Source organism: Silvimonas soli (genome assembly GCF_030035605.1).
Classification (GTDB): Bacteria; Pseudomonadota; Gammaproteobacteria; order Burkholderiales; family Chitinibacteraceae; genus Silvimonas; species Silvimonas soli.
The window spans coordinates 1472398-1499210 of the sequence record NZ_CP106736.1 but is presented as its reverse complement, the minus strand read 5'-3'; the positions used below and the strand labels follow the sequence as shown (position 1 = coordinate 1499210).

Annotated in this window: 23 protein-coding genes; 8 read left to right on the top strand and 15 right to left on the bottom strand. The window is 58.0% G+C overall.

Features of this window, described 5'->3' with window-relative positions; translation table 11 throughout:
• Positions 1-151 precede the first annotated feature (151 nt).
• Positions 152-340: a tautomerase family protein gene (locus N7220_RS06835; protein WP_283150714.1), complete on the top strand. Its 189-nt coding sequence runs from the start codon at positions 152-154 to the stop codon at positions 338-340.
• 80 nt (positions 341-420) lie between these two features.
• Here the strand turns inward: N7220_RS06835 and N7220_RS06830 are convergent, their stop codons facing one another.
• A complete protein-coding gene (locus N7220_RS06830) occupies positions 421-1449 on the bottom strand; it encodes an imelysin family protein (protein ID WP_283150713.1) in 1029 nt (342 codons plus the stop codon).
• Between the two features lie 200 nt (positions 1450-1649).
• Between N7220_RS06830 and N7220_RS06825 the strand changes: the two genes are divergently transcribed.
• The 4 genes from N7220_RS06825 to N7220_RS06810 all read left to right on the top strand — a co-directional run bounded on the left by N7220_RS06825 (position 1650) and on the right by N7220_RS06810 (position 6226).
• Entirely contained in the window at positions 1650-2000 is a 351-nt protein-coding gene (locus N7220_RS06825) for a hypothetical protein (RefSeq protein ID WP_283150712.1), read from the top strand.
• Positions 1993-2691 (top strand): N-acetylmuramoyl-L-alanine amidase, encoded by a 699-nt coding sequence (locus N7220_RS06820; protein WP_283150711.1) that lies wholly within the window; start codon positions 1993-1995, stop codon positions 2689-2691. Before N7220_RS06825 ends, N7220_RS06820 begins: the two co-directional genes overlap by 8 nt.
• Positions 2692-2906: 215 nt before the next feature.
• Positions 2907-4619, top strand: a complete 1713-nt coding sequence (locus tag N7220_RS06815) for a proline--tRNA ligase (protein ID WP_283150710.1) — start codon at positions 2907-2909, stop codon at positions 4617-4619.
• A gap of 188 nt (positions 4620-4807) precedes the next feature.
• Complete coding sequence (locus N7220_RS06810; RefSeq protein WP_283150709.1) at positions 4808-6226, top strand: 3'-5' exonuclease family protein; 1419 nt, start codon at positions 4808-4810, stop codon at positions 6224-6226.
• A gap of 5 nt (positions 6227-6231) precedes the next feature.
• Here N7220_RS06810 and N7220_RS06805 read toward each other — a convergent pair whose 3' ends face one another.
• Positions 6232-9066, bottom strand: a complete 2835-nt coding sequence (locus N7220_RS06805; protein ID WP_283150708.1) for an EAL domain-containing protein — start codon at positions 9064-9066, stop codon at positions 6232-6234.
• Positions 9067-9312: 246 nt separating this feature from the next.
• On the opposite strand from N7220_RS06805, the gene N7220_RS06800 reads away from it, so the two are divergent.
• Both N7220_RS06800 and N7220_RS06795 read left to right on the top strand, forming a co-directional pair.
• Positions 9313-9474, top strand: a complete 162-nt coding sequence (locus N7220_RS06800; RefSeq protein WP_283150707.1) for a hypothetical protein — start codon at positions 9313-9315, stop codon at positions 9472-9474.
• Between the two features lie 27 nt (positions 9475-9501).
• The gene (locus N7220_RS06795; RefSeq protein ID WP_283150706.1) at positions 9502-9624 is read left to right on the top strand and encodes a hypothetical protein; all 123 of its coding nucleotides are present in this window, start codon (positions 9502-9504) and stop codon (positions 9622-9624) included.
• Positions 9625-9705: 81 nt separating this feature from the next.
• Here the strand turns inward: N7220_RS06795 and N7220_RS06790 are convergent, their stop codons facing one another.
• Complete coding sequence (locus N7220_RS06790) at positions 9706-10563, bottom strand: PIG-L deacetylase family protein (RefSeq protein WP_283150705.1); 858 nt, start codon at positions 10561-10563, stop codon at positions 9706-9708.
• A 196-nt stretch (positions 10564-10759) separates the two neighbouring features.
• Between N7220_RS06790 and N7220_RS06785 the strand changes: the two genes are divergently transcribed.
• Positions 10760-11827: a DUF475 domain-containing protein gene (locus tag N7220_RS06785; RefSeq protein WP_283150704.1), complete on the top strand. Its 1068-nt coding sequence runs from the start codon at positions 10760-10762 to the stop codon at positions 11825-11827.
• Positions 11828-11897: 70 nt separating this feature from the next.
• Here the strand turns inward: N7220_RS06785 and N7220_RS06780 are convergent, their stop codons facing one another.
• The 12 genes from N7220_RS06780 to N7220_RS06725 form a co-directional block, all read right to left on the bottom strand.
• On the bottom strand, positions 11898-12734 hold the full coding sequence (locus N7220_RS06780; protein WP_283150703.1) for an MBL fold metallo-hydrolase: 837 nt from the start codon (positions 12732-12734) through the stop codon (positions 11898-11900).
• Positions 12731-13444: a cysteine hydrolase family protein gene (locus N7220_RS06775; RefSeq protein WP_283150702.1), complete on the bottom strand. Its 714-nt coding sequence runs from the start codon at positions 13442-13444 to the stop codon at positions 12731-12733. Before N7220_RS06775 ends, N7220_RS06780 begins: the two co-directional genes overlap by 4 nt.
• 10 nt (positions 13445-13454) lie before the next feature.
• Positions 13455-14453 (bottom strand): aliphatic sulfonate ABC transporter substrate-binding protein, encoded by a 999-nt coding sequence (locus tag N7220_RS06770; protein WP_283150701.1) that lies wholly within the window; start codon positions 14451-14453, stop codon positions 13455-13457.
• Between the two features lie 79 nt (positions 14454-14532).
• Positions 14533-15537 (bottom strand): LysR family transcriptional regulator, encoded by a 1005-nt coding sequence (locus tag N7220_RS06765; RefSeq protein ID WP_283150700.1) that lies wholly within the window; start codon positions 15535-15537, stop codon positions 14533-14535.
• Between the two features lie 346 nt (positions 15538-15883).
• Positions 15884-16786, bottom strand: a complete 903-nt coding sequence (locus N7220_RS06760; protein ID WP_283150699.1) for a carbohydrate kinase family protein — start codon at positions 16784-16786, stop codon at positions 15884-15886.
• A gap of 106 nt (positions 16787-16892) precedes the next feature.
• The gene (locus N7220_RS06755; RefSeq protein WP_283150698.1) at positions 16893-19976 is read right to left on the bottom strand and encodes a bifunctional diguanylate cyclase/phosphodiesterase; all 3084 of its coding nucleotides are present in this window, start codon (positions 19974-19976) and stop codon (positions 16893-16895) included.
• Positions 19977-20105: 129 nt separating this feature from the next.
• Entirely contained in the window at positions 20106-21131 is a 1026-nt protein-coding gene (locus N7220_RS06750; RefSeq protein WP_283150697.1) for a septal ring lytic transglycosylase RlpA family protein, read from the bottom strand.
• Positions 21132-21208: 77 nt separating this feature from the next.
• Complete coding sequence (gene rodA, locus N7220_RS06745) at positions 21209-22321, bottom strand: rod shape-determining protein RodA (protein WP_283150696.1); 1113 nt, start codon at positions 22319-22321, stop codon at positions 21209-21211.
• The gene (gene mrdA, locus N7220_RS06740; RefSeq protein WP_283150695.1) at positions 22314-24209 is read right to left on the bottom strand and encodes a penicillin-binding protein 2; all 1896 of its coding nucleotides are present in this window, start codon (positions 24207-24209) and stop codon (positions 22314-22316) included. The genes rodA and mrdA overlap by 8 nt, the downstream gene beginning before the upstream one ends.
• A complete protein-coding gene (mreD, locus tag N7220_RS06735) occupies positions 24206-24712 on the bottom strand; it encodes a rod shape-determining protein MreD (protein WP_283150694.1) in 507 nt (168 codons plus the stop codon). Before mreD ends, mrdA begins: the two co-directional genes overlap by 4 nt.
• Entirely contained in the window at positions 24712-25605 is an 894-nt protein-coding gene (gene mreC, locus N7220_RS06730; protein ID WP_283150693.1) for a rod shape-determining protein MreC, read from the bottom strand. Before mreC ends, mreD begins: the two co-directional genes overlap by 1 nt.
• 106 nt (positions 25606-25711) lie before the next feature.
• On the bottom strand, positions 25712-26758 hold the full coding sequence (locus N7220_RS06725; RefSeq protein ID WP_184100051.1) for a rod shape-determining protein: 1047 nt from the start codon (positions 26756-26758) through the stop codon (positions 25712-25714).
• Between the last annotated feature and the right edge of the window lie 55 nt (positions 26759-26813).

Genomic DNA, 26813 nt, shown 5'->3' with positions numbered 1-26813 from the left:
TGACCCTTGGCCTTATCGGTTTTTTGTAAGCGGGCAAGCTTATAGCGCCTGTGTGACCCTATTGTGACAAGTTTGAAACGTCTGTTTGAACGCGTCGTAACGGCGCATCGCTGGCTGGTTTGAATTCCCTTTTCATCAAGGAGCAACTGTCATGCCGTTAGTCAATATCAAGATCGCCGGAGTGTTGAGTCGCGATCAAAAGAAACAAATCGTCGAGGAAATCACCGGCACGATGGAGCGGCTGACCCACAAGCCGCGCCAGTATGTGGTGGTGAATTTTGATGAGACCAAAGAAGAGAACTGGGGCTGGGGCGGGATGATGCTGGATGGCAAAGACTAGCGCGTTGCAACTGCGTCCAGATGCAGCAAAGTCAGGCCCGCTGCCAGGGCGGCATCGGGCCTGAAGATGTTGAAAGTGCCTTAGTGCTTGAACGGCACGCCGAGCGCATCAGTGAGTGGGCCATTGATATAGTCGGCCAGCTCGTTCAGCCGTCGTTGCAGGGCCACGATTTCGCCGCGACTGGCGCCCGGGTTGCGTGCAAAGCTCTCCGGTAACGCAGTCAACGCCAGGCGGGTATTGACCAGTTGATCGTGCAAGGCATCGACCACGGCACTCTGGCCGCGCGAAGCCAGCAGGTCATCAAAGCCGATTCCGGACGGCGAGCCGAACAGCACGTATTCGATACCGTCAATACTGGCCGCAATACCCGCCTTACTGGTGTCCGAGCGCCAACCAGGAAAGTCCGCTGGCGGTGGATCAAGTTCGCCTGCTGCCAGTTGATGGTCGGCAATAACGCGCGCACCGCTGGCGGCGTGGCTGATTGCTTCGGTGAGGTACGGCGTGTGGTAGGCGGGATTCTGTGTCAATCCGTCGTGCAGTGAGTTCCACTCGTAAATCAGCGTCTGGCCACGGCGCGCCAGTCCCAAAGCAATCCAGCGCCCGAACTGGCACGTCTTGCCCCGCTGCAGCGCAGGTAAAGGGGACACTTTGCCGTCGCCAAACAGCAACTGTTCCAGCGCGGGCAAGCCGCTGGCACCGAGCGCAATGCCTGCGGTCTCGAAAATGGCTTTGGGTGTGGCGGGGTCATCCGGCGTGGTGAGGATGGCCTTTTTCATAATGGCCTCATCCACCGGGCCGCCTTCAAACAACGCTTGCACGGCAGTTTGCCGATTCGGGCCCAAGTGCAGCGGTGCGATGCGATTCCACGTATTGCTGGTGTCTTTCCAGGCCACTTGCGCGGCTTGCAGGGTGGTTTGATCCGGACTGGCGCACAGCTCGGTCATGCGCTGACCCAATTGCGCGGTGTTATTCGCCAGCGCGCGCTGGGCCGGCATGGCGACGTCATTGAACAAACTCAGCGTCAACTCAGATAGCGGTACTTTGGGCGTATCTGCCAGCACCGGGCCGGCAAGCAGTACGCTGAACAGAACGATAAAGCGATACCCCATGGTGGATCCATCCGTCTTGTGCCGGAAGCCGTCGCCGTACGCGCGGCGTATCCGTTTGTTTTGATGATTGTTCCTGCAAACCTCGAGGCTCATCATAACCTGAGTATGCAAGCCCAGGAATGCCCGCCAGGTTCCTTGATTTTTGGCGTTGGGCGGGCGACACTGGCGCGCTCTGATGTGATCGAAATGGATGCAATGCAATGGCTTTTTATTTTCGCCCCGACGACGTACCAGAATTGCAAGGCCTGACTCGCTGGGAACAGCGCGTACTGCTGCGTGGTACCTTCGTTAAAGAACGGCTGATTTCCACCGTGGTATTGCTGCTGATCGTGCTGGCTTCGGTCGAATTCCTGGTTAACCCGCTGGTGCATCAGTTTGTGCCAGGTGTTAGCAATAGCTCACTGCCGTATATGGCGATTTTGCTGGTCTGGCTGTTTTTGCTGATCTGGCTGCGCGATACGGTGATGATGAATCTGCTGCGCAACAAGATTGGCGCCCGCCGCGCCCAGCTTGCGGCTGCCGCGCCGGTCAGTGATGCTGCCAATGAATAAGTTGTTTGCAGGTTTTGCGCTGGCCTTCGCCGCCATAGCCCCCGCTCATGCACTCACCGTGGCCATTGATGTCGGCCATTATCTGGATGCGCCCGGCGCAACCAGTGCCTATGGCGTGACCGAATTTACCTACAACAGCAAACTGGCCGATGTACTCACCGAGCGCATGCTGCTGGCTGGTTACACGGTACGGTTGATCGGTGATGACGGCGCCAGCAAAGACCTGCAAAAACGTGCCAAGGCTGCAGAAGGCACCGATGTGTTTATCTCGCTACATCATGACTCTACCCAGCCCCAGTTTTTGCAGGAGTGGGAAGTCGACGGCGAGAAGCACAAATATTCTGATCGCACGCACGGGTTCTCCGTGTTCGTCAGCAAGCTCAATCCCAAGTACGACCGTAGCGTGGACTGCGCTCGGGCCGTGGGCAAGCAGATGAAAGCGGGCGGCTTTGAGGTAAACACCAGCCACGCCGACAAGCTCGAAGGCGAGAGCCGGGAGTGGGTAGATCAATCGGCGGGTGTATATGCCGCTGATTTTGTGGTGCTGCGTGCCACCACCATGCCGGCGATTCTGCTGGAGTCTGGCGTGATCGTGAATCGCGTCGAGGCCAAAACGCTGGACCAGACCGTGACCCGCAACAAGATTGCCGATGCGGTGATTGCGGCTTTGGGTGAGTGCATGAAAAAGTAAATGGTGGAGGAGGGCGAAGGGGGAGCCTGTAAGTTCTGCCGACTCTCGCCCAACCTTTACATCGTCATTCCCGACCAGGGGGCCGCCCAGGTCGAGAACAACGAAATAAGGGATATGCCCAGTCCGCAGGCACTTACCACCGAAGCCACCTCACACCTCCTCTCTCACTCCAGCTACAATTGGCGGTTTGCTGATTCCAACATACCGACCCAACCATGCGTACCTCCCAGTTTTATCTCAATACCCTGAAAGAAGCGCCTTCCGAGGCGGAACTGACTTCGCACAAACTGATGGTGCGTGCTGGCTTGATCAAGAAGCTGGGCTCGGGCCTGTATACCTGGATGCCGCTGGGCCTGCGCGCGCTGCGCAAGGTGGAAACCATCGTGCGCGACGAGATGAACAAGGCCGGCGCGCAAGAAATGCTGATGCCAACCATCCAGCCCGCCGAGTTGTGGCACGAAACCGGCCGCTGGGCGGTGTTTGGCCCACAAATGCTCAAGATTAAAGACCGGCATGATCGCGATTTTTGTTACGGCCCGACGCATGAAGAAGTCATTACCGACATCGCTCGCTCCGAAGTGCGCTCTTACAAACAATTGCCGCTGAATCTGTACCAGGTGCAGGTGAAGTTCCGCGACGAAATCCGCCCGCGTTTTGGCGTGATGCGCGCGCGTGAATTCGTGATGAAAGATGCATATTCGTTCGATGCCGATTTCGATGCGCTGCAAGTCAGCTATCAAAAAATGTACACCGCGTACTCCAACGTCTTTAACCGTTTGGGCCTGAAGTTCCGTGCCGTGGCGGCGGATTCTGGCGCGATTGGTGGCGATGGCAGCCATGAATTCCAGGTGCTGGCCGACGCTGGTGAAGACTTGCTGGCCTACAATCCGGATTCGCAATACGCCGCCAACGTCGAACTGGCTGAAGCGCTGGCGCCGACTACACCACGTGCCGTTGCCGCAGAAACCATGCGTGACGTCGATACGCCCAAGCAAACCACGTGCGAAGCTGTGGCCCAACTGCTGGAGATCGGCATTGAGCGCACTGTCAAACTGATCGCGCTGGTCACTACTGAAGGCCAGTTCGTGATCGTGCTGCTGCGTGGCGATCATTCGCTGAACGAAGTCAAACTGGGCAAGGTTGAGGGCATCGGCGAGTTCCGCTTTGCCACCGAAGAAGAAATCCGCGCTCGTTTCAATTGCCCGCCCGGTTTCCTTGGTCCGGTGAATATCGATGCGGATATCAAAGTGATTGCCGACCGTACCGTTGCGGTCATGAGCGACTTTGTTTGCGGCGCCAACAAGCCCAAGTTCCACTTGGCTGGCGTCAACTTTGGGCGTGATCTGCCAGAGCCACACATTGTTGCCGACGTTCGCAACGTGATTTCGGGTGATCCTTCGCCAGATGGCCAAGGCAAGCTGGAACTGTGCCGTGGTATTGAAGTCGGCCATATCTTCCAGTTGCGCACCAAATATTCCGAAGCCATGAACGCGACTTTTGTCGGTGAAGACGGTCAGGCCAAGTTCTTTGAAATGGGCTGCTACGGCATTGGCGTATCGCGCATTGTGGCGGCGGCCATTGAACAGAACTACGACGATCGCGGCATTATCTTTACCCAAGCCATGGCGCCGTTCAGCATTGCCGTGGTGGCGGTTGGTTATCACCGTTCCGAAGCTGTGAAAGCGGCGGCTGACCAACTGTATGCCGATCTGCAAGCCGCTGGCGTAGATGTGCTGCTGGATGATCGCAACGAGCGCCCGGGTTCGATGTTTGCCGACATGGAACTCATTGGCATCCCGCATCGCATCACCATTGGTGACAAGGGTCTGGCTGATGGCATGGTCGAATACGTAGCGCGTGCTGGTGGCGAAATGCAGAAAGTGGCGCTGGCCGATGCGGTTGCCTTTGCCCAAAAGCAACTGGCTTGATCGGGTAACCGGTAGGGCGGGGGTAATCCGTCATAAACAGTTTCGTAGCCCGGATGGAGCCCGCAGGGCGGGAATCCGGGATCGCAATGCATTAACCGGCAATCCGCATCTGGATTTGCCAATATCGCGTCCCGGATTCCCGTCATGCTCCATCCGGGCTACAAGGCTTGTTACCATCTGAGTTGTGAATGAACAATCCGTATTTCGACGAACCGCTGGTGCTGGTCGATCTGGAAACCACCGGCGCCAATGCCGCGTTTGATCGCATCACCGAAGTCGGTATCGTGCAGATCGACGAGCGTGGCGCCCGCGTCTGGGCCAGCCTCGTCAATCCGCAGCGCACTATCCCACCATTTATCCAGAGCCTGACCGGGATTAACGACGAGATGGTGGCCAACGCCCCTACCTTTGCCGAAATCGCCGAAGAAGTCCTGCTCAAGCTGCATGGTCGGGTGTTTGTGGCACACAATGCGCGCTTTGATTACGGCTTTCTCAAAAACGAATTCAAACGCCTGGGCTTGCCGTTTCGCTCGCGCGTGCTGTGCACGGTAAAGCTCTCGCGCAAGCTGTATCCTGCAGAGCACAAACACAGTCTGGATACCTTGGTCGCCCGGCACGGTCTGCTGATTGAAGGTGACCGACACCGCGCGCTGACCGATGCCATTCTGTTGCAACAATTTCTGGATGCCGCCCAGCGCGACCACGGCGCGCCCGTAGTGCGCGAGGCGATTGCCGACCTGACGCGGCAACCGGCATTGCCACCTGCCATTGACCCGAGCGTGATCGATGACATCCCCGAAACACCCGGCGTTTACCTGTTTTATGGCGAGAACGACGCGCTGCTGTATGTCGGCAAAAGCACGAGTATTCGCAAACGGGTATTAAGCCATTTTTCGTCGGATCATCGGGCCAATAAAGAATTGCAGATTGGTCAGCAAATCCGCCGGATTGACTGGCAGGAAACCGCGGGTGAACTCGGTGCGCTGTTACTGGAAATGCAGCTGATCAAAACCCGGCTGCCGCTCTTTAACCAGCAATTACGCCGCACCCGCGAGCTGTGTGCCTGGCACCTGACTGAGGTTGATGGCTCGCTGCTACCCAAACTGGTGGCGATGGATGAGCTTGATCTGGCCAGCGAAAGTTTGCGTCAGCAGTTTATCTTTGGGCCATTTCGCAGCAAGCGCGAGGCGCAGAACACACTGACCAAGATCGCTGATGCACACGGCTTATGCCGCCAATTGCTGGGGCTGGAAGGCAAACCCAAATCCGGTTCTGGCCCGTGCTTTGGCAATCAGTTGCGTCAATGCCGTGGTGCCTGCGTGGGCAAAGATCCGCTGTCGCTACATAACGCCCGCATTCTGGCCGCGCTGGCCAAACACAAGCTGGCGCTGTGGCCTTATGCCGGGCCGGTTGGGCTGGTAGAAGGCAAGGGCGAGAGCGAAGTGATGCAGGTGGTGGATCACTGGTGCTGGCTGGGCACGGTGCAGGATGTCAGTGAACTGGCCGAGCTGGTCGCCAATCCGCGCCCGGCGTTTGATATTGATACCTTCAAGTTGATCCAGACCGAAATCAAGCGTGGGCGCTTTCGGGTGGTACCGCTGGTTTAACGTGGTCAGGCTTGCCAGCTGGGGCTGACATCGCTGCGCAATAACCGGAACGGCTCCGGCGGTGCTACGCCATAGCCTTGCGCATAATCCACGCCCATGTCGCGCAGGGTGTCGGCAATGGCCTGGTTTTCCACAAATTCGGCGACTGTCTTTTTGCCCATCAAATGGCCAATCTCGTTAATGGCACCGACCATGGCGCGGTCGATCGGGTCACTCAGCATGTCTTTGACAAAGCCACCGTCAATTTTCAGGTAATCCACCGGCAGATGCTTGAGATAGCCGAACGACGACATGCCCGCGCCAAAATCATCCAGCGCAAACTTGCAGCCCAACTCAGACAGTTGCTGCATGAAATGGGTGGCGCGCGTCAGGCTGGCGATGGCGCTGGTTTCGGTGAGCTCGAAACACAAGCGTGAGGCGTCCACGCCGCTGCGTTTGATCTGGTCCAGCACGTAACCGAGGAAATGTTCGTCGCCAATGGAAGTGCCCGACAGATTGATGGCACAGATTGCCAGCGGTTCCAGCCCGGCGCGGTCGCGGGCGCTGAGCGTTTCCAGCGTATTGCGCAACACCCAGCGGTCGATCTCCGGCATCAGGTTGTAGCGCTCTGCGGCAGGGATGAACGCCATCGGCGGGATCATCTGGCCTTGGTCATCGCTTAAGCGCAGCAGCACTTCCACATGACGTCTGCCTTGTTCGCCCTTGAGGCTGACGATTTCCTGCGCATACAGCCGAAACTGGTTTTTCTCGAGTGCCCGGCGCAAGCGGTTAACCCATTCCATCTCGCCGTGACGCTGACTGACTTCGCTGTCTTGTGGCGAATACAGCTGCATGCGATTACGGCCTTTTTCCTTGGCCATATAACAGGCGGCGTCGGCGGCGCGCAGTGCTTCTTCCGGTGTCATCGAGGCATCGGCCATTTCGACGAGACCGATACTCACGCCCACCGTGAATGACTGACTACCGAAGGAGAACGGGAAGTCCAGCACCGTTTGCCGTAGCGTTTCAGCGATGCGGGTAGCGGCATCGATGGAGCAGTTTTCCAGCAATACGCCAAATTCATCGCCACCGATGCGAGCCAGCGTGTCGGATTGGCGCAGATGCTGCTGCAACACCCCGCTAAGCTGCCGTAGCAATTCGTCGCCGGCGGCATGTCCACAGGTATCGTTGACGATCTTGAACTGGTCCAGATCCATAAACATCAGCGCGTGCTCGGCGGCACGTTGCACCAGGCGCGCATGCAAGGCCGATAAGCGCCGCTCGAACTCGCGCCGGTTCACCAGCCCGGTGAGGGCATCGTGGCTGGCTTGCCAGGACAGGCTGGCGGCGTATTGCCGCTCACGCGTGACGTCATGCAGCACCAGCACCACGCCGGTTACCCGGCCGTCGCGGTCATGCACCGGCGCGATGGCACGGTTGACCGATATCTCAGAGCCATCGTTGCGTACCAAATTCAGGTCGCGATCCATCGGTGCGGCTTCGTAATGCCGAATCTCGCCCAGTAACGACACCGCGGCATTTTCATGCCCCGGGTCCATGGCTTTGAACAGGCTGTCCAGCGGTTGCTGCATTGCCTGATCCCACTGCGTCAGGATCATCCGCTCCGCTGCCGGATTCATGTATTCCACCCGGCCCACGGTATCGGTAGTAATGACTGCGTCGCCAATGGATGCGAGCGTGACCTGGGCTTTTTCTTTCTCGCGGTGCAATGCCGCTTCGGCCGCCTTGCTGCGGGTGACGTCGGTAAATGATCCGGCCATGCGTACCGGATTGCCCGCCTCGTCAAAGAAGGCGCGGCCACGAACCCGAAACCAGCGATAAGCGCCATCGCCCGCATGACCGGTACGCACGCGATATTCGATATCGTGCGGCTCGCCGTCATTAAAGTGGCGGCGGTGCGCGTTCAGAATGATGGTCTTGTCTTCCGGATGCACCCGCGCCAGCCAGGCGTCGGCGCGGTTAGGTAGCTCTTCTTCGGTGACACCCAGCAAATGCCGGAAACGCGGTGAAAACCACGAATGCCCGGTGAGCAGATCCCAATCCCAGATGCCGTCATTGCTGCCGCCAACCGCCCGCTGAAACCGGGCCTCGCTGGCGCGCAAGGCATCTTCGGACTGGCTGCGCTGATGCATCAGTTTGCCGGTGCGGCGCAATGCCAACGCGATCAGGGCAATGGCGGCGATCAGATAGGTGTAGGCAATCCAGATGCTGGTCTGGCGCAAACCCTTGGCAACGGTGGTAGAAAAACCGTTTTCGATAGGGGTCAGCCGTTCATTGATTTGCTGGATTTCTGCGCGGATTGCCACAATGCGGGCGGGCTCGACATCTTTCTGGCCAGCGCGGTTGTGCAACTCATCGGCCAGGCGCTGCAAGTGGGCGATGTGCTCGTCTGCTTGCGCCCACAAATCAATGGCTTCGTTGATAAAGCCGATATGCCGGAAATTGCGGTACAGCCGGATCATGCCCGGAACGTCTTCGGGCATATTGCCGCCCGCCAGCAGACCTTCGCGTGCGGTGTACAAGTCGGCTTCGGTCATATCCAGCGCCCGGCGGGCGCGTTGATCGCCCAATGGCACGCTGATGGCATTTTCATAAGCCTGGTATTCGCGCTCGTCCAGGGTCGAGGCGTAACGCTCCAGGTAATAGATGGCGTCTTTTTGCCCTTTGGACCACATGCTTTCGCCGCCGACAAAGGCGCGGCCGGCCGAAAGCATGTCCAGGCATGCCCATTGCAGCAGCACCAGCAAGGTGACGATCAGAATGAATGGCCAGGCAATCGGCAGCATGCGCTTGAGATAGGTCCAGCGCTCGGCCGACGTGACTCGCTTGGTTCCTGGCAATGTGTCCCCTCCGGACGAGATGGCTTGCGTGGCTTGTTGTTTTTCTTACATCTGTTCGCGGCAATAGCAATGAAATACTAGCTGGTTTTTTTAGGCATAACGGGAATACGTGCTGTTTGAAACGGGTTCCGTAACATTTTGTGGACGGTGATACAGATCACGCTTTGGTGCATGCCGTAACAAGGGTTGGTCCGCGCGAAAGAGGGTAGGGCGTTATTCGTATATGTACCGCGTAAGGAGAGGCCGATGAAACCCCTGTTATTGATGCTGTTGGTGGCGAACCTGACGGGTTGCGTGGTGGTGCCTGCCGGACCACCACCGCGGGTTGCGTATATCCGTCCAGCTGTGGTGGTCGCCCCCGCGCCCGTTTATGTCGCGCCTGGTCCGTGTTGCTGGCGCCGTTGGTAACGCGCTGTAGCGCTCAAAGGAGAATTGATGATGCGAATATTGATATGTGCTCTGCTGCTGGCCGCGCTTGGCGGCTGCGTAGTAGTTCCGGTGCCGGTGTTTGGCTATGGCCATCACGGTTATGGTTATGGCGGTGGTGGCTGGCGTTAGCCGATCCAGTCGCCACCATTCGTGAATAAAAAAGCGACCCTGAGGTCGCTTTTTTTCACTGCAATGGCGGCAAGCCAAAGATCAGGCAAACAGTTTTTTGATGTCGTCACCGGCGGAGACTACATATTTCTTGTCGTTCGGCGCGATGGCTTTACCGTCAAAGTATTCCATGCGGTACAGCGTACCAAACGAGAAGCTAGGCGCCGCTTCACCTTGGCCACCGACCACTTCTGCACCACGGCGCACATTGTCGGCCATCCAGCCCGGCAGACGCAGATGGTACGGATTGCGTTCCACTTCGCCCACATGGCAAGCCAGTGCGGTAATCAGGTCGGCGGTGTCTTGCAGATTGGTTTCGATCAACGCGTTGGGTTTATCCATCTGGCGCCAGAATTCACTATTGGCCACATGGCAGGCGTGCCCGGTTTTTGCCAGTGCATCCATCGTCAGGTAATGCGTACCGATATGCGCCGAGTGATAGTCGTTGTCGTTCGGGAACACACAAACCGCAGGTTTGTATTCGCTGATCAATGCGGCGATCACGGCGACCTTTTCTGCCCATTCTGCTGGCACGCCATCACGGGTTTTGGTTGTGACATTGGGCAAGCCACCAGGGATGGTTTCACGCAACTCAAAACCCAGGTAATGGCAGGCGTTGGAGAGTTCTTCCCAGCGCGGCTGCTTGCGTGCGGCATTGGAGCCTTGCGTGACCGCAATGTTGACCACGCGATAACCGGCTTCGCGCAGCAAGCGCAATGGCAGGGCGCCGATAATGCATTCGTCATCGGGATGCGGTGCAAAGATCATGACCACCGGCGCGTTGGCCGCTGCTTGCGGTTTGGCCGGATTCAGGCCAGTCCGCGAGCTATACAGAGGTGCATCTTTTTTTTGCAGCAAAGCATCATGCGCTTTGACGAGTTCGAGGTAAGCCTGGCTCATTTATTTTTCCATCCTTTGCCGTTTGGTTTCGTTTTGCCTCGTGCTCCTGAGCTGACCTGTGATACGCCTGAGGCACCTGCAAATCAGTCATGAGCAGCGTAACAGCCTTGAGTATAGGCGTTCCGCCGGGAGCGCTCAAAGTCAATCTGCCCGAGCGAAATGGGCATAATGCTGGTTTTTGATCGATTATTGATAGATGCAGACACTGCGATATTTCCGCCATGCCTTATGGGTCAGCGTTGCCGGGCTGGCGCTGGCGGCCGTGCTCGGCGGCAGCGCGGGCCTGTGGGCCGCCTTCAATCTGGCCCTGCTGGAGACCAGCCTCAGCTTTGATAACGCCGTGGTCAACGCCAGCATCCTGCGCCATTGGGACAAGCGCTGGCAGCAACGCTTTTTGCTGTGGGGCATGCTGGTGGCGGTATTTGGCATGCGGGTGCTGTTTCCGCTGCTGATTGTGGCGGTCATCGCGCATGCCGCGCCGTTGCCGGGGCCATTCTCCATCTATGAATGGTTGAGCAGCGGCCACTGGCCCGCCAGCGACGTGCTGACCATGGCCATTGTGGCGCCGCAGCGTTATGCCGCCACTTTGCAATCCGCACATATTGAAGTGATGGCCTTTGGTGGCACCTTTTTGCTGCAGGTGTTCTGGCACTTCTTTTTGAACCAGAACAAGGAAGGCTACTGGTTGCGCCCCATCGAGCGCGCCATGCAGCAACTCGGGCGACTGGAGATGGCGGGCGTGGTGCTGACCTTGCTGGTGTTGCTGGCCATTGCCGCGTTCTTGCCTCAGCCGCAAGCCTACAAGCTGCTGCTGGCGGGGAGTTGGGGGTTGGTGGCGTATACGATAGTCAACGGCATTAGCGCCTTGATGGGGTCAGATGGCAGTGTGGTGCGCGCCAGCTGGGGCGGCTTTTTGTATCTGGAACTGCTGGACGCATCGTTCTCATTTGATGGCGTGCTGGGCGCGTTTGCTCTCACCCGCAATATTTTCCTGATCGCCATTGGCCTCGGGATCGGCGCCATGTTTGTGCGTAGCTTCACGCTGATGCTGGTGGAAAAAGGCACGCTCTCCGAGCTGCGTTATCTGGAGCATGGCGCGTTCTGGGCGATTGGCGCGCTGGCTGTGGTGATGTTGCTGGCGCCGGTGCTTGAGGTGCCGGATGCCGCAACGGGCGGGGTCGCTGCAGTGTTGATTGTGCTGGCCGGGTTGCATTCTTTGCTCGCTAACCGGCGGGACCGGCGGCAGAGCCAGTCGGCTGGGTAGAGTGGATTGCTTCGCGAATCCACCCTGGGGTCATGAAGCGGCAACGGCCTGGCGTGTTTGGTCACGGTGACTAATCGCCCATGCCCCAGCGCCGCAGATAGGTGTCGATGATTTCGATCAATCTGGCGCGGCCGAAACTGGGGTCGTGCCCCGCATGGACCACCTGGATCGGCATGGCTTTCAAGCGGCGCAGCGACTGCGCGTAAACCTCCAGATCCATGCCCGGCCCTTCGTAAACCAATGGCCCGTCGTAGATGAGATCCCCCGAATACAGCGTCCCTGTCGCCTCCTCCCAAATACAAATGCTGCCGGGAGAGTGGCCGGGTAACTGGATGATCTCGAAACGCCGGTCGCCCAGGTCAATGGTGTCTTTGTCATGGACGAGATGCGTCGGCACGGCACCGCGCAAACGGTATTGGCGCGGGTCGTAGCCTTCGTACGGCATGGCGTCGATGAGCAATTCGTCGAATGGTGGGTAACCCGCTTCGACAAACAGTTTACTCAGCTGAGGATGGATATCCGCGCAAACCAGCGTTACCACGCCGGATGGATGCGCCATCTGCCGGGCCTCGGCAGCGTGCACCCAGCGATGCTCGAATTCGTGGATCGCGCCGATATGATCGATATGCGTGTGCGTTGCCAATGCGATGACTTCCTTGTCGCCGAACAGGTCCGGAAAGCTCGGACGCAACGGCACGATGCCCATGCCGCTATCGATCAGCAAATCTCTTTCACTGCCCCGGATATGCCAGAAATTGGCCTGCTCCAGCGGATGCACATGCGGCTCCCAGAAGCGAGTGACGCCATTTTCCAGATCAAGGCGTTCGTACCAGCGCTGTGCGACCGGATACGGTCTGTTTGTGCCCCAAGCCTGACGTTCGGCGCTGAACTCAGATGGTGTATTCATGCGGTTTGCTCGATTGCACGATTGCGTTCATCGAAGGTGTGTTTCTCCAGGGCACAAATCACGTTTTCACCGTTCGCAATCCAGCCGAATAGATGTGCTTCGCTCGCGATGATTTGCAGCGTTGCGTCGTGTAACGCGGGCTCGAAACTCGCGCAGCAATCGGCCAGCGTCAGGCAGAAAAATCCCCGATCTACCGCCTCACGCAAAGTCGAATTCACGCAGCACTGCGTTGTGACACCGGTCAGCAGCACATGGGTGATGCCCTTGCGGCGGAGCATGTGCTCCAGATCGGTGGCATAAAACGCGCCATATCCGGGTTTGTCAATAATTGGCTCGCCAGGTATGGGCTGCAACTCATCGATAAAGTCATGCCCGAATTCGCCGCGCACCAGAAAACGCCCCAAGGGGCCTGGCGCGCCGATTTGCGCGCCAGCCTGCAGCGAGCGTTGCTGTTTTGTCTCGGGCAAGTCCGCCAGGTCGGTACGATGCCCTTCGCGGGTATGGAAAACGCTCACGCCGTGCTCGCGTGCTGCACTCAGCAGGTTTTGCATACGGGGAATGATGGCGCGCAGCGGGCTCAGGTCGAACCCGCTAACTCCGCTGGCACCTTCCGGTGCCAGGAAGTCGCGCTGCATATCAATCACAATCAAGGCCGTGTGCTGCGGGTCCAAATCAAAACGTCGATTGTATTGGCAGGAGATCGAAATCATCTTCGTTCTCTCAATGAGTCTGAATGAAGGACCCATCGACCATCCCGGCGCCCTTGATGGCTTTCGGAATGGTCTTGCGGTTGGTGTAGAACGCCGAGATATTGTCCAGCGTTTGGGCCGAAACGTTGTCGTGCAGCAGCTTGGCGTTGTCGGCCATGTCATAGAGCTTCACGCCCACCAGCATGTCTTTGACTTCACCGGGTTTTACTTCGAGCTTCTTGGCCACGAACGGCATGGCCTCGTCCGGATTGGATCTGACAAACGCCGTCCCCTTGTTCACCGCAGCCAGGAATGCGGCGATAGCTTTGGGTTTGGCCTTGATGGTCGCAGGGGTGACGGTCACGACATCCAGAATCAGGTTGGGGATTTGCGAGCTGGAAAACACCACCTTGCCACCACTAGCTACGGCTTGCGAAATCCACGGCTCCCAAGTCACAGCGGCATCCACCTTGCCAGCAATAAAGGCCGCGCCTGCGCTGTCCGGGTCCATGTTCAGGCTTTTGATGTCGCCGGGCTTCATGCCTGCTTTTTCAAGACCTTTCAGCAACAGCAACTCGTTGACCTCACCTTGGGTGACGGCGACGGTCTTGCCCTTGAGATCGGCAAGGCTACCCAAGGACTTCTTCGATACAACAGCGTCGGCACCGTTGGATGTATCCGTCGCAAAAATAATCTTCAGATCAGCGCCGCTTCTGGCATTCGCGAGGACCACGTTGTCAGCGGTCGTTAATGCCAGATCAATATGTCCGGCCACCAGCGGTGGAATGGCATCACTTGGTCCCTTGAACGGCACGAACTCGACATCAAGGCCAGCCTCTTTAAAAAAGCCCTTTTCCTGCGCGACGAAAACGCCGGCAGAGCCGACCCAATTGTTGTAACCGATTTTCAGTTTTTCGGCGGCTTGCGTCAGCGGGCTGGCGAGCCCGACAGCCAGTAACACTGCCACGCCCAACAAAGATTTCCGGCTGGGCACCGCTGCTTTGGAAAGAGTCTTGCTGACTTTTCGCATGAATAACTCCAACTCGTTTATGTTGCCGCTGGACGACTGTCGCGCGGGGATGAATTTGTAAGCTCATCCTATGCAGCGCTCAACGGACGTTCAATAACGAAGGATCAATGTTGACATCGGCTGGAGCGAAGTGAGTCTGGCGCGGATTATCGTGGGGGTCCGCAGCGGGTGTGTCCAACTTGGCGAGCACACTGTCCACGCATTGCAAAAAACTTGCCAATGAACGGGACGGCGCAGACTGATGTGTCCGGGTCACCAGAGAAAAATCCGAATGGCGAGTGCATTGCCCGGGCAGCAAGGCGACCATGTCGCCGCGATCAATCCAGTGTTGCGCATAGTGCTCAGGCAAAAAGCCGATGTACGCGCCACTCTGGATCAGCAGCGCTGCCGCCTCGATATTGGTGACCGTGGCAAAAATGGTGTCCGCGTCGGTATCCAGCGGGACCAGTTCCTGCGTGCCCAGAAAAGTCCGGATGACTTTGCGCGCGCGACTGATCTCGCTGGTCAGGGCCGATCCTTGAGGCAGGGCGGCCAGCGGATGAGTGCGATGGCAGACCAGCACATCACGCTCCTGGTAAAGCGGCTTGTAGGTCAGGCCCGAAAGCGGGCTGCAGAAAATGCCGAATGCCACATCAATGCGGTTGTCGAGCAGCTGCGTTTCCAGCTCTTGCGGCGCCATTACCTGCAATGAGATACGGACCGCGTTGTTTGGTTTGCGTGCGAACTCTGCCAGCACCCGGCTGACCGGGCAGGCCGGATCAGTAATGATGCTGTCGATAATGCCGATGCGCAGATGTCCGCAAAGCCCGCCTTTCAACTCTTCTGCCTGTAACTGAAACTGCTGCAGCGACTGGAAGAGCTGGACCACTTGCCGGTACATCTGGTCGCCCTGTTCCGTCAGCCGAAAGCCGCTGCGCCCACGATGACACAGCGTGAAGCCAAGGCGCGTTTCCAGTTGTGACATCTGCGTGCTGATGGTCGACTGGCTGATATTGAGCAAGGCCTGCGCATTCGAAAAACCACCTGCCTCGACCACCGCACGAAAAACCCGCAACAAACGAAGATCAATGTCACTGACGACCACGGCATTCTCCTGAGTTCAAGTGCAGCATCGGCAAGACCATTTATCGCAATTCCGGGCGCAGCCTTTGGCTTGGGCGCGGCCTCTGGTGATCAATGACCTTCTCGAAGCTGCGGAATATTTCGCCCCAGCCAGGACGGACTACACGTTGGCGGCACGCTCACAGCCCTGCGCGCGTGATGACTTTTCAGCCATCACAACGGCTCGGACGAAGCGGGTGGTGACGGGACAGATTGGCGGAGAAATTAATCACCATGCGTGCAACGGCAGGGCGGGTTTGGCCCAGATTAAGCATGATGAGAATGCGTGGCGCGGCAACCAGGAAGGCCAAGCCACGCCACGGCCCCGATCAGGCGTTGATCAATGCTTCCACTTCCGCCATCGTTGGCGCATACGCGCCGTGCTGACGGCACACGGTTGCGGCTGCGGCTGCGGCGTAATTCAGATGCTTTTCCAGCGGCGCATCCGGATTGTTCAACAGGCTGGCAATCCAGCCGCCCATGCTGGCATCACCGGCGCCGACAGTATCGGCCACTTCTACTTTGTATACGCCACGACTGACTTCGTCCTGTGGCGTAATCAGCGTCATGCCGTCACCACCGCGAGTCAGCAACACCCAGGCCTTTGGCGCCCATTGCCGCAAGACGCCCAGCGCGCCCGCCAGCGTTTCACCGGGGAACAGATGTTCCAGATCTTCATCGGACACCTTGATGTAATCGGCCAGTTCGCTCATGCGCTGCAAGGTGGCGCGATACGCCGGGTCTTGCATCAGGTTGCGGTAGTTGGGATCAAAGCAGATGCGCTTGCCAGCGGCCTTGATGCGTTCGGCAATCTGCACCAGCTTGGCTGCCAGCGGCTGGCGGACCAGACTGATACAACCAAAGTGGGCGATCTCCAGATCATCCACCCAGCCTTGCGGCAGTTGGTCGACGTCAAAATGCTGGTCGGCGCTGTCATTGCCGATAAAGAAATACTGCGGCGGAGTTTTGGACGGCACCATGGCCAGCAGCGGCGGGCGCGCCACTTGCTGCATAAAGCGCATGTCCAGCCCGGCTTCACGCGCCAGGCGGGTCAAGTCATCGCCAAAATTATCGGTGCTGACCGCGCCCGCGTAAGCGGTGGCCAGACTCAGACGCGCCGAAACGCGTGCCACATTCCAGCATGAGCCACCCGGCACCGCGCGCCAGAGTCCGTCACCTTCAAAGATAAAGTCGGTGAGCGCTTCACCAAATACGACGAATTTCGGATTCATTGCCAGTCTTTCCAGTCAGATCGAGTAAAGGGCTGCCAAGCCAGTCGTTGGCCCGCACGCATTATTGCGCATTATCCGCGCCAGACCGGGTGAGCGGTGATCGGGTTTACACCGTAGCGCCCGGAGTGGGGAATTGCTGGCTGAGAGGCAGGGCGGGAGTAACCAGTGCTTCAAACGTTTCGGCGGTGATGGGGCGGCTCAGCAAATAACCCTGCACCGAGTCAATGCCGGCCAGCTTCAAAAACGCCAGTTGCTCGGCGGTTTCCACGCCTTCGGCCAGCACCGCCATACCCAGCGTTTTGCCCAGACCGATAATCGCCAGCACGATGGCCTCATCGTTGGGATCGGTGGTCAGGTCGCGCACAAAGCTTTGGTCAACCTTGAGTTTGTCGAAGGCAAAACGCTTGAGGTAAGACAGACTGGAGTAGCCGGTACCAAAATCATCAATCGACAGTTTTACGCCGAGTTTTTTCAGCCGGTGCAGCACCAGCGTTACCTGCTCGCCTTCTTGCATGATGACCGACTCGGTGATCTCCAGTTCCAGATACTGCGCATCCAGACCAGAATCGGCCAAGGCCTCGGCGACGATCTCGGGCAGATTGGGCTGGTGCAATTGCAGCGGCGACAGATTCACGGCAATGGTCATGGGCGCAAGTCCCGCCGCTTGCCATTTCCCGGCCTGACGGCAGGCGGTCTGCAAGACCCAGGTGCCGATGGCGACAATCATGCGCGAATCTTCGGCAATGGGAATAAACCGCGACGGCGGAATCAAACCTTGTTCGGGGTGCTGCCAGCGGATCAACGCCTCGGCACCAATAATGCGATTGCCCGGCACACTCACCTGCGGCTGGTAATGCAGTACGAATTCCTGATTGGTCAGCGCCAGGCGCATGCTGGTTTCCAGTTGCAGCCGCTCGGACGCGCGCGCGTTCAGGTCGGCGGTAAAAAACTGGAAGTTGTTGCGCCCGCTGGCTTTGGCCTGATACATCGCCACATCAGCGTTGCGAATCAGCGTATCTGGATGCTCATTGTCGTCCGGATAAATACTGATGCCGATTGAAGTCGACGTTGCAAAGCTGCCCACTTCCAGCTCGAACGGCTCGGCAAATACCGCCAGGATATGCGATGCCACATCCGCCGCCTGCACCATGCTCTGGATTTCGGTAAGCACCACCACGAACTCGTCACCGCCCAGGCGCGCCAGAATGTCGGATTTGCGCACTGCTCCACGCAGACGTTGCGCAACCTGTTTGAGCACCTCATCACCTGCCGCGTGACCGAGCGAGTCGTTGACGGTTTTAAAGCGGTCCAGATCCAGAAACAGCACCGCCAAGGCGTGACCACGGCGCTCGGCGCTGGCAATGGATAAACGCAGTTCGTCACGCAGCAAGTTGCGATTGGCCAGCCGGGTAACCGGGTCAAAATTGGCCAGTTCAGTAATACGGTCTTGTGCCTGTTTGCGTTCGGTAATGTCGGTGACGGTGCCGATCAGGCGCGTCGGGCGGCCATCGTTATCGACTTCAACCAGCCGGCCACGGCACTGGAACCAGTGAAACTGACCGTGGCGGGTGCGCCGGCGATATTCGATGGTGAATTGCGCGGCGGCACCGGTGTAATAACTGCGCAACGCGTTGAGCACTTCGTCGCGGTCATCCGCGTGGAGTTGGTTTTTCCATTTCTCGAACGTTTCGGTCATCTCGCCGGGTTCATAGCCCAGCAACCGGTCGTACTCGGGACTGGTTACGGCGGGCGTGCGGCCTTCCAGTGGCATGTCAAACAGGCCGGTGCTGGATGCCTCCAGAGCCAGCCGCAATTGCTGCTCGCTGCGCACAATGGCCTCTTGCGCCAGGTGACGCTCCGAGATGTCACGTGCTACCGCGCAGTTGTATTCCTCGCCGTTGTAAACGATGTAATTGGAATACACCTCAACCGGAAACGACTTGCCGTCACGGGTTCTCAGCATGCTTTCATCAACCAGATGCTTGCGCAGCTGCAGCCGGTTCCAGAACCTGGGCCAGGTATCGCTGCGAAAGTTCGGGTTCAGATCGCGCAAACGCATGGCACAGAGTGCTTGCTCGGTATAACCCAGACGCTGGCAGGCAATGGCGTTGGCATAACAGACACGGCCGTCCCGATCCAGCCAGAGCGCCATGTCAGCACCGCGTTCTACCGCTGCTTTGGTGAGATAAAGATCAGATTCCGCTTTCTCGAGCCGTTTGAGCTGGCGCAGCACGTACACCAGCAGCAGGCCGCCGGCCAGGATCATCAACAGCACGATGCCGGCATTTATGACAATTGAGCGTTGCCAGGCGGCCAGCACGTCGGCGCGATTTACCCCCACCGCAACGCCTAGCGGCCATCCCTGGATCCGGCGCCAGCCAAAGATGCGGGTTTGTTGGTCGACCTCGCTGGTTTCGGTGGCAACGCCCGCAGTGCCATGGCTGAACACGCTGTCAAAAAAATGCATGAACGAGATATCGCGACCGATTTCGTCGTCCGCGCGCGGGTACCGCAACAGCAGAATGCCATCGTCGCGAAACAGGCGAATTGTCAGCTGGTTGCTGCGGTCGATAGATTCATAAAACCGGTAGAAGTAGCCTGGGCTTAAGCCTGCAACCAAGACACCCAGGGTGCCGCCGTGTTGGTCACTAATATTGGCAGCAACCGGAATGATGCTTGCATCGCTGGCCGGGTCGCTTTGCTGTTCACCCACATACCAGGGCAGATTGGGTTGGGCGCTGGCGACGCGGAAATACCGGGTTTGCGCGAGATTCCGATCCGGTAAGGGGCCGTCAGTGGAGGAGGCGAGCAAATCGCCATTGGCGCTGATGACAGAGTAACTGCTGACCTGGGTAAAGCGGCTGGCCGTTTTCTTGAGAATCTCGTGCAGACAGTCGCGATCCGTGCTGGTCAGGCAAGCTCGCAATTTTTCATCATTGCGCAAGGTGTAGAGCGATTCGACCGAGGCGTCGAGAGTGCGCCCCACGTGCTCGTCCAGCGAACGTGCCAGCGTCAGCATCTGCTGTTCGGCGGCGGCAACACGATCCAGGTAGCTGCGATAAATCGACCAGGCAATGACGCCAAGTGCAAATAGCAAAACCAGCAGAAACAGTGAAATCAGGATCTTGCGGATCTGGCTAAAAGAGTGACCCGCATCCTGCTCTTGCGAAGACCGGGGCTGCTGCACCATTGCTACTCTCAAAAATATGGATGCTCATTTTTGAGTAAAGCAGCGGCCTTGGCAACGCGGCGTCGGGCAGAAGAGACACTTCGTACCCGGCAACCGCTTTTCGTCAGCCTGGCTCGACAAATCCTGCTGTCAGCGGGAGATCACCGCTTGCAGGTTATGGTCGCCGGTGAGGCGTTCGGCGGCAGCCAGCGCGGCCTGGCGATCCGGGTATGGCCCCAGACGCACGCGGTGGATATTGCCGCTGGACTGGATGCCGAGTTTGGCGGCATCGCCTTCCAGATCACGCGCCCAATGGTCACGGAAATTCTCGGCGTTTCCCAATGAACTGAATGCGCCGAGCTGCAGATATACTCCGGCGGCTGAAACCGTCACCGGGACGGGTTCCGGTTTTTCTGCAACGACCGGCGCAGCGGGCAGTGGTTGGCTGGTGGTTGTGGCACCTGCATCAGCCAGCGGGGTGGTTACAACTGCGGCGGGGGCTGTAGCCAGTTGCGGCGTATCGGTGGGAATCGGCTGGCCGGGCGCCAGGCTTTCCACCACCACGTCGGTGCTACCGTTCATGGCATAACCCAGACGGCAGGCGGCGAGGAAGGATAAATCCATCACCCGGCCTTTCTTGAACGGACCACGATCATTGACTCGCACAATGATGCTGCGGCCATTTTTGGTGTTGGTAACCCGCGCATAGCTCGGAATCGGCAGAATCGGTGAGGCCGCCGTCATGGTGTACATGTCATAAACCTCGCCGCTGGAGGTTTTCTGCCCATGGAACTTGCGGCCATACCACGATGCCGTGCCTTGTTGTTTCAGGCTGCCAGGGCTCTTGAGCGGAGTAAAACTCTGGCCCAATACCGTGTACGGATTATTGGCGAAGCGATTGAGTGGCTCCCAGCGCGGGACGGGTTCTGGCACCAGGTCGATCCACGGTGGCAAAGTGTCGTGCGGACCGTCATCCAGATAAAACCCGCCGCTGCCTTGGGCTCCGGCGGTATACGCGCAATGATACGGAGAGGGAGTGCCGGAGAGCTGTGCGGGCGGTGCTTCGCCAGACGGGGTGGCAGGTGCGGTGGGAGCGGGTTTGCGCGGAGCGCTACCGCAGGCCACCAGCAAGACGGCGCCGCCGCAAACGGCAGCGCGCTTGAACCATTTCTTCACATTTTCTCCCGTACCCAACGCAGGGTTTGTACGCTCAGCGACGCATGCACAGGTGCGAACGCAGTGAGCTCACGCACCTACACTTTCATCAATTTACGATCTTTGCCCACACTCATCAGAATACCGAAGGCGGCCATTAGCGACACCATGGAAGTGCCGCCATACGACACCAGCGGCAGCGGCACGCCCACCACCGGCAGAATGCCGGACACCATGCCCATATTGACGAAGGCATAGGTGAAAAAGGTCAGGGTCAGCGAGCCGGCTAGCAAGCGGCCAAACAGGGTAGAGGCATTGTTGGCAATGGTCAGACCACGGCCGATCAGCATGAGATACAGCAACACCAATACGATATTGCCGGCCAGACCGAACTCTTCGCCGAACACGGCAAAAATAAAGTCGGTGGTGCGTTCTGGAATGAAATCCAGGTGGGTCTGCGTGCCGTTAAGCCAGCCCTTGCCAAACATGCCACCCGAGCCAATGGCAATGGTGCCCTGAATAATGTGATAACCCGCACCCAGCGGATCCTGCATTGGATCGAGCATGGTGGCGACGCGCTGGCATTGGTATTCGCGCAGGATATGAATACATAACGGCCAGTGAGTGACCACATAGGCCAGACCGCCGCCCGCCATGACCATCACGCCAATCAGCTTCCACGACAAACCGGCAAAGAACAGCACATAAAAACCGGCAGCGGCGATCAGCAAACTGGTGCCCAAGTCGGGCTGTTTCATGATGAGCCCGACCGGCAGCACGATCATCAACGCGGCCGAGATAAAGTGCTTCCAGTTCAGATGCGCTTCAAATTGATGGAAATACCAGGCCAGCATCAGCGGCAGCGCCATCTTCATCAATTCGGACGGCTGGATCTTGGTGACGCCGATATTGAGCCAGCGTTTGGCGCCATGGCTGGATGAGCCAAACAGCGCCACGGCAATCAGCAGCAACACGCCAAATACATACATGGGTAAAGCCAGTCGCATCAGCACTTGCAGCGGCATGCTGGCCAACACCCACATCACACACAGCGCCACACCCAGAAAGGTGAACTTGTCGCTGATCTTGTCCATGTCCTGGTTGGATGCCGAATACAGCACGATGGTGGACAGCAAGAACACCAGAAAGGTAAACAGCAGCAGCCACGGATCAATAGGGCGGATAAAGCGCCGGAAATATTCCTTAATCACTGTCGCTGCTCTCCACTTCCGATGCCGCCTGCGTTGGCTGTTTGCCAGTGAGATAGTAATCGAGTACCTGACGGGCGATAGGTGCCGCTGCAGCCGCGCCCCAACCCCCGTTTTCGACCAGCACGGCCAGCGCAATCTTGGGGTCTTCGGCCGGGGCGTAAGCAATAAACCAGGCATGGTCACGCAAGTGGGCCTTGGTGCCGCTCTCAGAATATTTGCCGCCTTTCAAACTATAAACCTGCGCCGTACCGGTTTTACCGGCCGCGGTGTATTGCGCGCCAGCAAAGGCCTTGGCGCCGGTCCCTTCCTTGATCACGCCTTCCATCGCGTGTTTGACCACATCGACGTTGGCTTGCTTCCACGGCAGGATTTTTTCCGGCTTGGGCTCAACCTGGGTGCGCGCACCGTTGGTGCCATCCACAATAAACTGGACCAGGTGCGGGTGGTACATCACACCCGAGTTGGCAATCGTGGCGGTCGCATGCGCCATTTGCAGCGGCGTATAAGCGTTGTAGCCCTGACCAATACCGATCGAGATCGTTTCACCGGCATACCATTTCTGGGTAGCCGGAGTGCGAAAGCGCTTGCGCTTCCACTCTTGCGACGGCAACACGCCGCCGACTTCACCATTGATATCAATACCGGTCGGGCTGCCGAAATCCATGCTGCCCATGAACTTGGAAATGGCATCAATGCCCATCACGTTGGCCAGCGAGTAGTAATACACGTCGCATGACACCACGATGGAGCGATACATATCCACAATACCGTGGCCGCCGACTTTATCGTCGCGGAACGAGTGACCGCCAAAGCTGAACGCCCCGGTATCGTTGATGGTGGCGTTGGCCGAGCGATAACCGCCTTCCAGCGCGCCTAGCGCCATAAACGGTTTGAACGTGGAGCCTGGCGGATAGGTGCCGCGCAACGCCCGGTTGTTGAGTGGTTTGTCCGGACTGGTATTCAGATCATTCCAGCTTTGCGGGTCAATGCCATCCACAAACAGGTTGGGATCAAACCCCGGCTTGGACACAAACGCCAGCACGCCGCCGGTTTTGGGGTCGATGGCGACCAGTGCGCCCTTGCGATCACCAAAGGCATCTTCAGCAATCTGCTGCAGTTTGATATCGACCGACAGCACCAGGTTCTTGCCCGGCGTTGGCGCGGTACGCTTGAGCGTGCGAATCGCCCGGCCACCGGCATCAATCTCGACTTCTTCAAAGCCGGTGGTGCCGTGTAGTTCTTGTTCGTAACTTTGCTCGATGCCGACCTTGCCGATGTGATCGGTGCCGCGATAGTTGGGCAGTTCGCCCGCGTCATCCAGGTCTTGTACATCGGCATCGTTGATCCGGCCAATATAACCAATCAGATGCGATGCCACTTCGCCCAGCGGATACTGGCGGAACAGCCGCGCTTTGACTTCAACGCCGGGGAATTGATAACTATTGGCGGCGAACTTGGCGACTTCTACATCGTTCAGCCGGGTCTTGATCGGCAACGACTCAAAGTCCTTGGTATCTTCCATCAGCTTTTTGAAGCGACGGCGATCCTTGGGCGTGATGTCGATGATTTTCGAGAGCCGGTTAATGCAGTCATCCAGCGGGCCGACTTTGGATGGGGTGATTTCCAGCGTGTACGCCGAGAAATTGTGCGCAAGTATCACGCCATTGCGGTCATAGATAATGCCGCGCGGTGGCACGATCGGCACCAGCGAAATCCGGTTCTGCTCGGCTAGTGTTTGGTAGCGGGCATGTTGCATCACCTGCAGCCAGGAAAACCGCGCTACCAGAATGCCGAACAGGACCAGGACAAACAGTGCCGCTGCGGCAAGGCGAAGCTGGAACGCATAACGCTCCGCCAGTTGATTCTTAAGCTCGCTACGACGACTCATATCGATTCAGACTTGGGCTTGCGTTGGTACATCATCAGGATGTTGGAGAGCGGAGTCCATAGCAGCGCGGACAATACGCTACCGGCAAAATAGCCCCAGCCAACAAACGGGCTGCCCAAAGCCAGACGGATCAAGATCATCAGCAGTTGCGACAGCCACAAAAAACCCAGCGCCACAAAAGCTTGCTGCCAGAACGGGAAGATGTTGAGTTGACGCTGGCGGGCCAGCGTCAGGTACGAAATCACCACATAGGCGAATGCGTGCTGACCCAATACGTTGCCATCGCCCACGTCCATCAGAATGCCCAGCACAAAAGCCCAGGCAATGCCGACGCGGCGCGGCTGGTTGAGCGACCAGTACACGATAAACAGCGCAACAAAATCAGGCGTGAAGTTGGCCAGCCCTACCTGCCAGGGCAGCAGATTGATAATCAGTGCGAACAAGAAGGTAAAGGCAATCAGCGTGCCACGCACCGGGCGCAGCAATTGGCGCGAGACTGGCATCAGCGACCCCGTTTCTTTTTAGGTTCCGGCGCGACGGGCGCTTCCGGGTAGGGGGGGAGCTTGCGGGTGGTATTGAGCACCAGCAAGAAGCGATGCTGATCAACCTGCGCAAGCGGCGCGCAAGTGATGTGGGCAAAGGCACTGCTGGCAGAACGGTCGACTTTCACCACTTTGGCGACCGGCAAACCGGCTGGGTAGATGCCGTCAATGCCGGAGGTCACCAGCGTATCGCCGTTCTGGATATCCACGTTTGGGGCCATATTGCGTACTTCCAGCGGCTGGTTGCGGCCCATGCCATAAACCACCGTGCGCAGCTGGTTGCGCTCGACCATCACCGGGATCATCTGGTCGCGATCACTGATCAGGCGCACTTCAGACGTCAGTGGCTGGACGCGAATGATCTGGCCGATGACGCCGACCGTGTCGATCACCGCCTGACCCGGCTCGATGCCGGAAGCATCGCCGCGATCCACAATCAGCCGCGCAGTAAACGGGTCACGACCGTTATAGAGAATCTCGACCAGTTGCGACGGCGAGCCAAACGACGACTGGCGCTCGGTCAGCTGCCGCAAACGGATGTTTTCAGCTTCCAGCGCATGCATCTTCATGGCCTGCGCCTGGGCCACCAGTTGAGCGTCGTTCAGCTTGCGGTTTTCGGCCAGCAATTCGGCCTGACGACTCAAAAAGTTGCTGGCGTTACGCGCTGCTTCAAACGGCGCGGTGGCCGCCCATTGCAGCGGATAAAGCACCACAGAAACTTCTTCGCGCACTCGTCCCAGCATCTGGAAACGAGCATCGGCCACCACGAGGCCGAGCGATAACACTGAAAATATCAAAAGCCGCGTCAGCGGCTTTGGGCCTTGCTTGAAAAAGGCTGGTTGAGTTGCTTGCATCGTGTCGCCGTTGCGACGAGAACCAGCAAACGGGCTGCATTGTTAACTGGCAGCCCGCTGCTTTTCCCGGAAAATCGAACAATAGACCAACGACTATTACCGTCGATCAGTCGTTGGTGAAGATCACCACGCCGCCCTTGTCGAGCTTTTCCAGTGCCTTGCCGGAACCACGCACCACGCAGGTGAGCGGGTCTTCGGCAACGATAACCGGCAGGCCGGTTTCTTCCATCAGCAAACGATCCAGATCGCGCAGCAATGCGCCACCGCCGGTCAGCACCATGCCCTTTTCGGCAATGTCGGCACCCAGTTCTGGCGGGGTTTGTTCCAGCGCTTGTTTCACGGCAGAAACGATCTGGTTCAGCGGTTCGGTCAGCGCTTCCAGAATTTCGTTGGAAGAGATGGTGAACGAGCGCGGAATGCCCTCAGCCAGATTGCGGCCTTTGACTTCCATCTCGCGTACTTCGGCGCCCGGGAAGGCTGAACCGATGCGCTTCTTGATTTCTTCCGCAGTGGTTTCACCAATCAGCATGCCGTAGTTGCGACGGATGTAATTGATGATCGACTCGTCAAACTTGTCGCCGCCGACGCGCACGCTGGATGCATAAACGATGCCGCCCAGCGAGATCACGCCCACTTCGGTCGTACCGCCGCCGATATCCACCACCATCGAACCGGTAGCTTCTTCAACTGGCAGATCAGCACCGATAGCGGCAGCCATCGGTTCTTCAATCAGTTCAACCTTGCGTGCGCCAGCACCCAGCGCCGATTCACGAATGGCGCGGCGTTCTACCTGGGTAGAACCACACGGCACGCAAATCACGATGCGCGGAGGGCTGGAGAACAGACGGCTCGGGTTCACTTTTTTGATGAACTGCTTGAGCATTTGTTCGGTGATGGTGAAGTCGGCAATCACGCCGTCTTTCATCGGGCGGATGGCGGTAATGCTGCCCGGTGTACGGCCCAGCATTTTTTTGGCTTCTGCACCAACGGCGAGAATGGTCTTCTTGCCGGATGGGCCGCCTTCTTGCTGAATGGCAACCACAGAGGGTTCGTCGAGCACAATGCCCTTGCCTTGCATGTAAATCAGGGTGTTGGCAGTGCCCAGGTCAATGGCAATATCGTTGGCAAAATAGCCGGAGAGGAGGCCAAACATCGTGTGCTCTCAATCTAAAATCGGGTTCTATCGGAAAAGGTACCTGTGACACTCA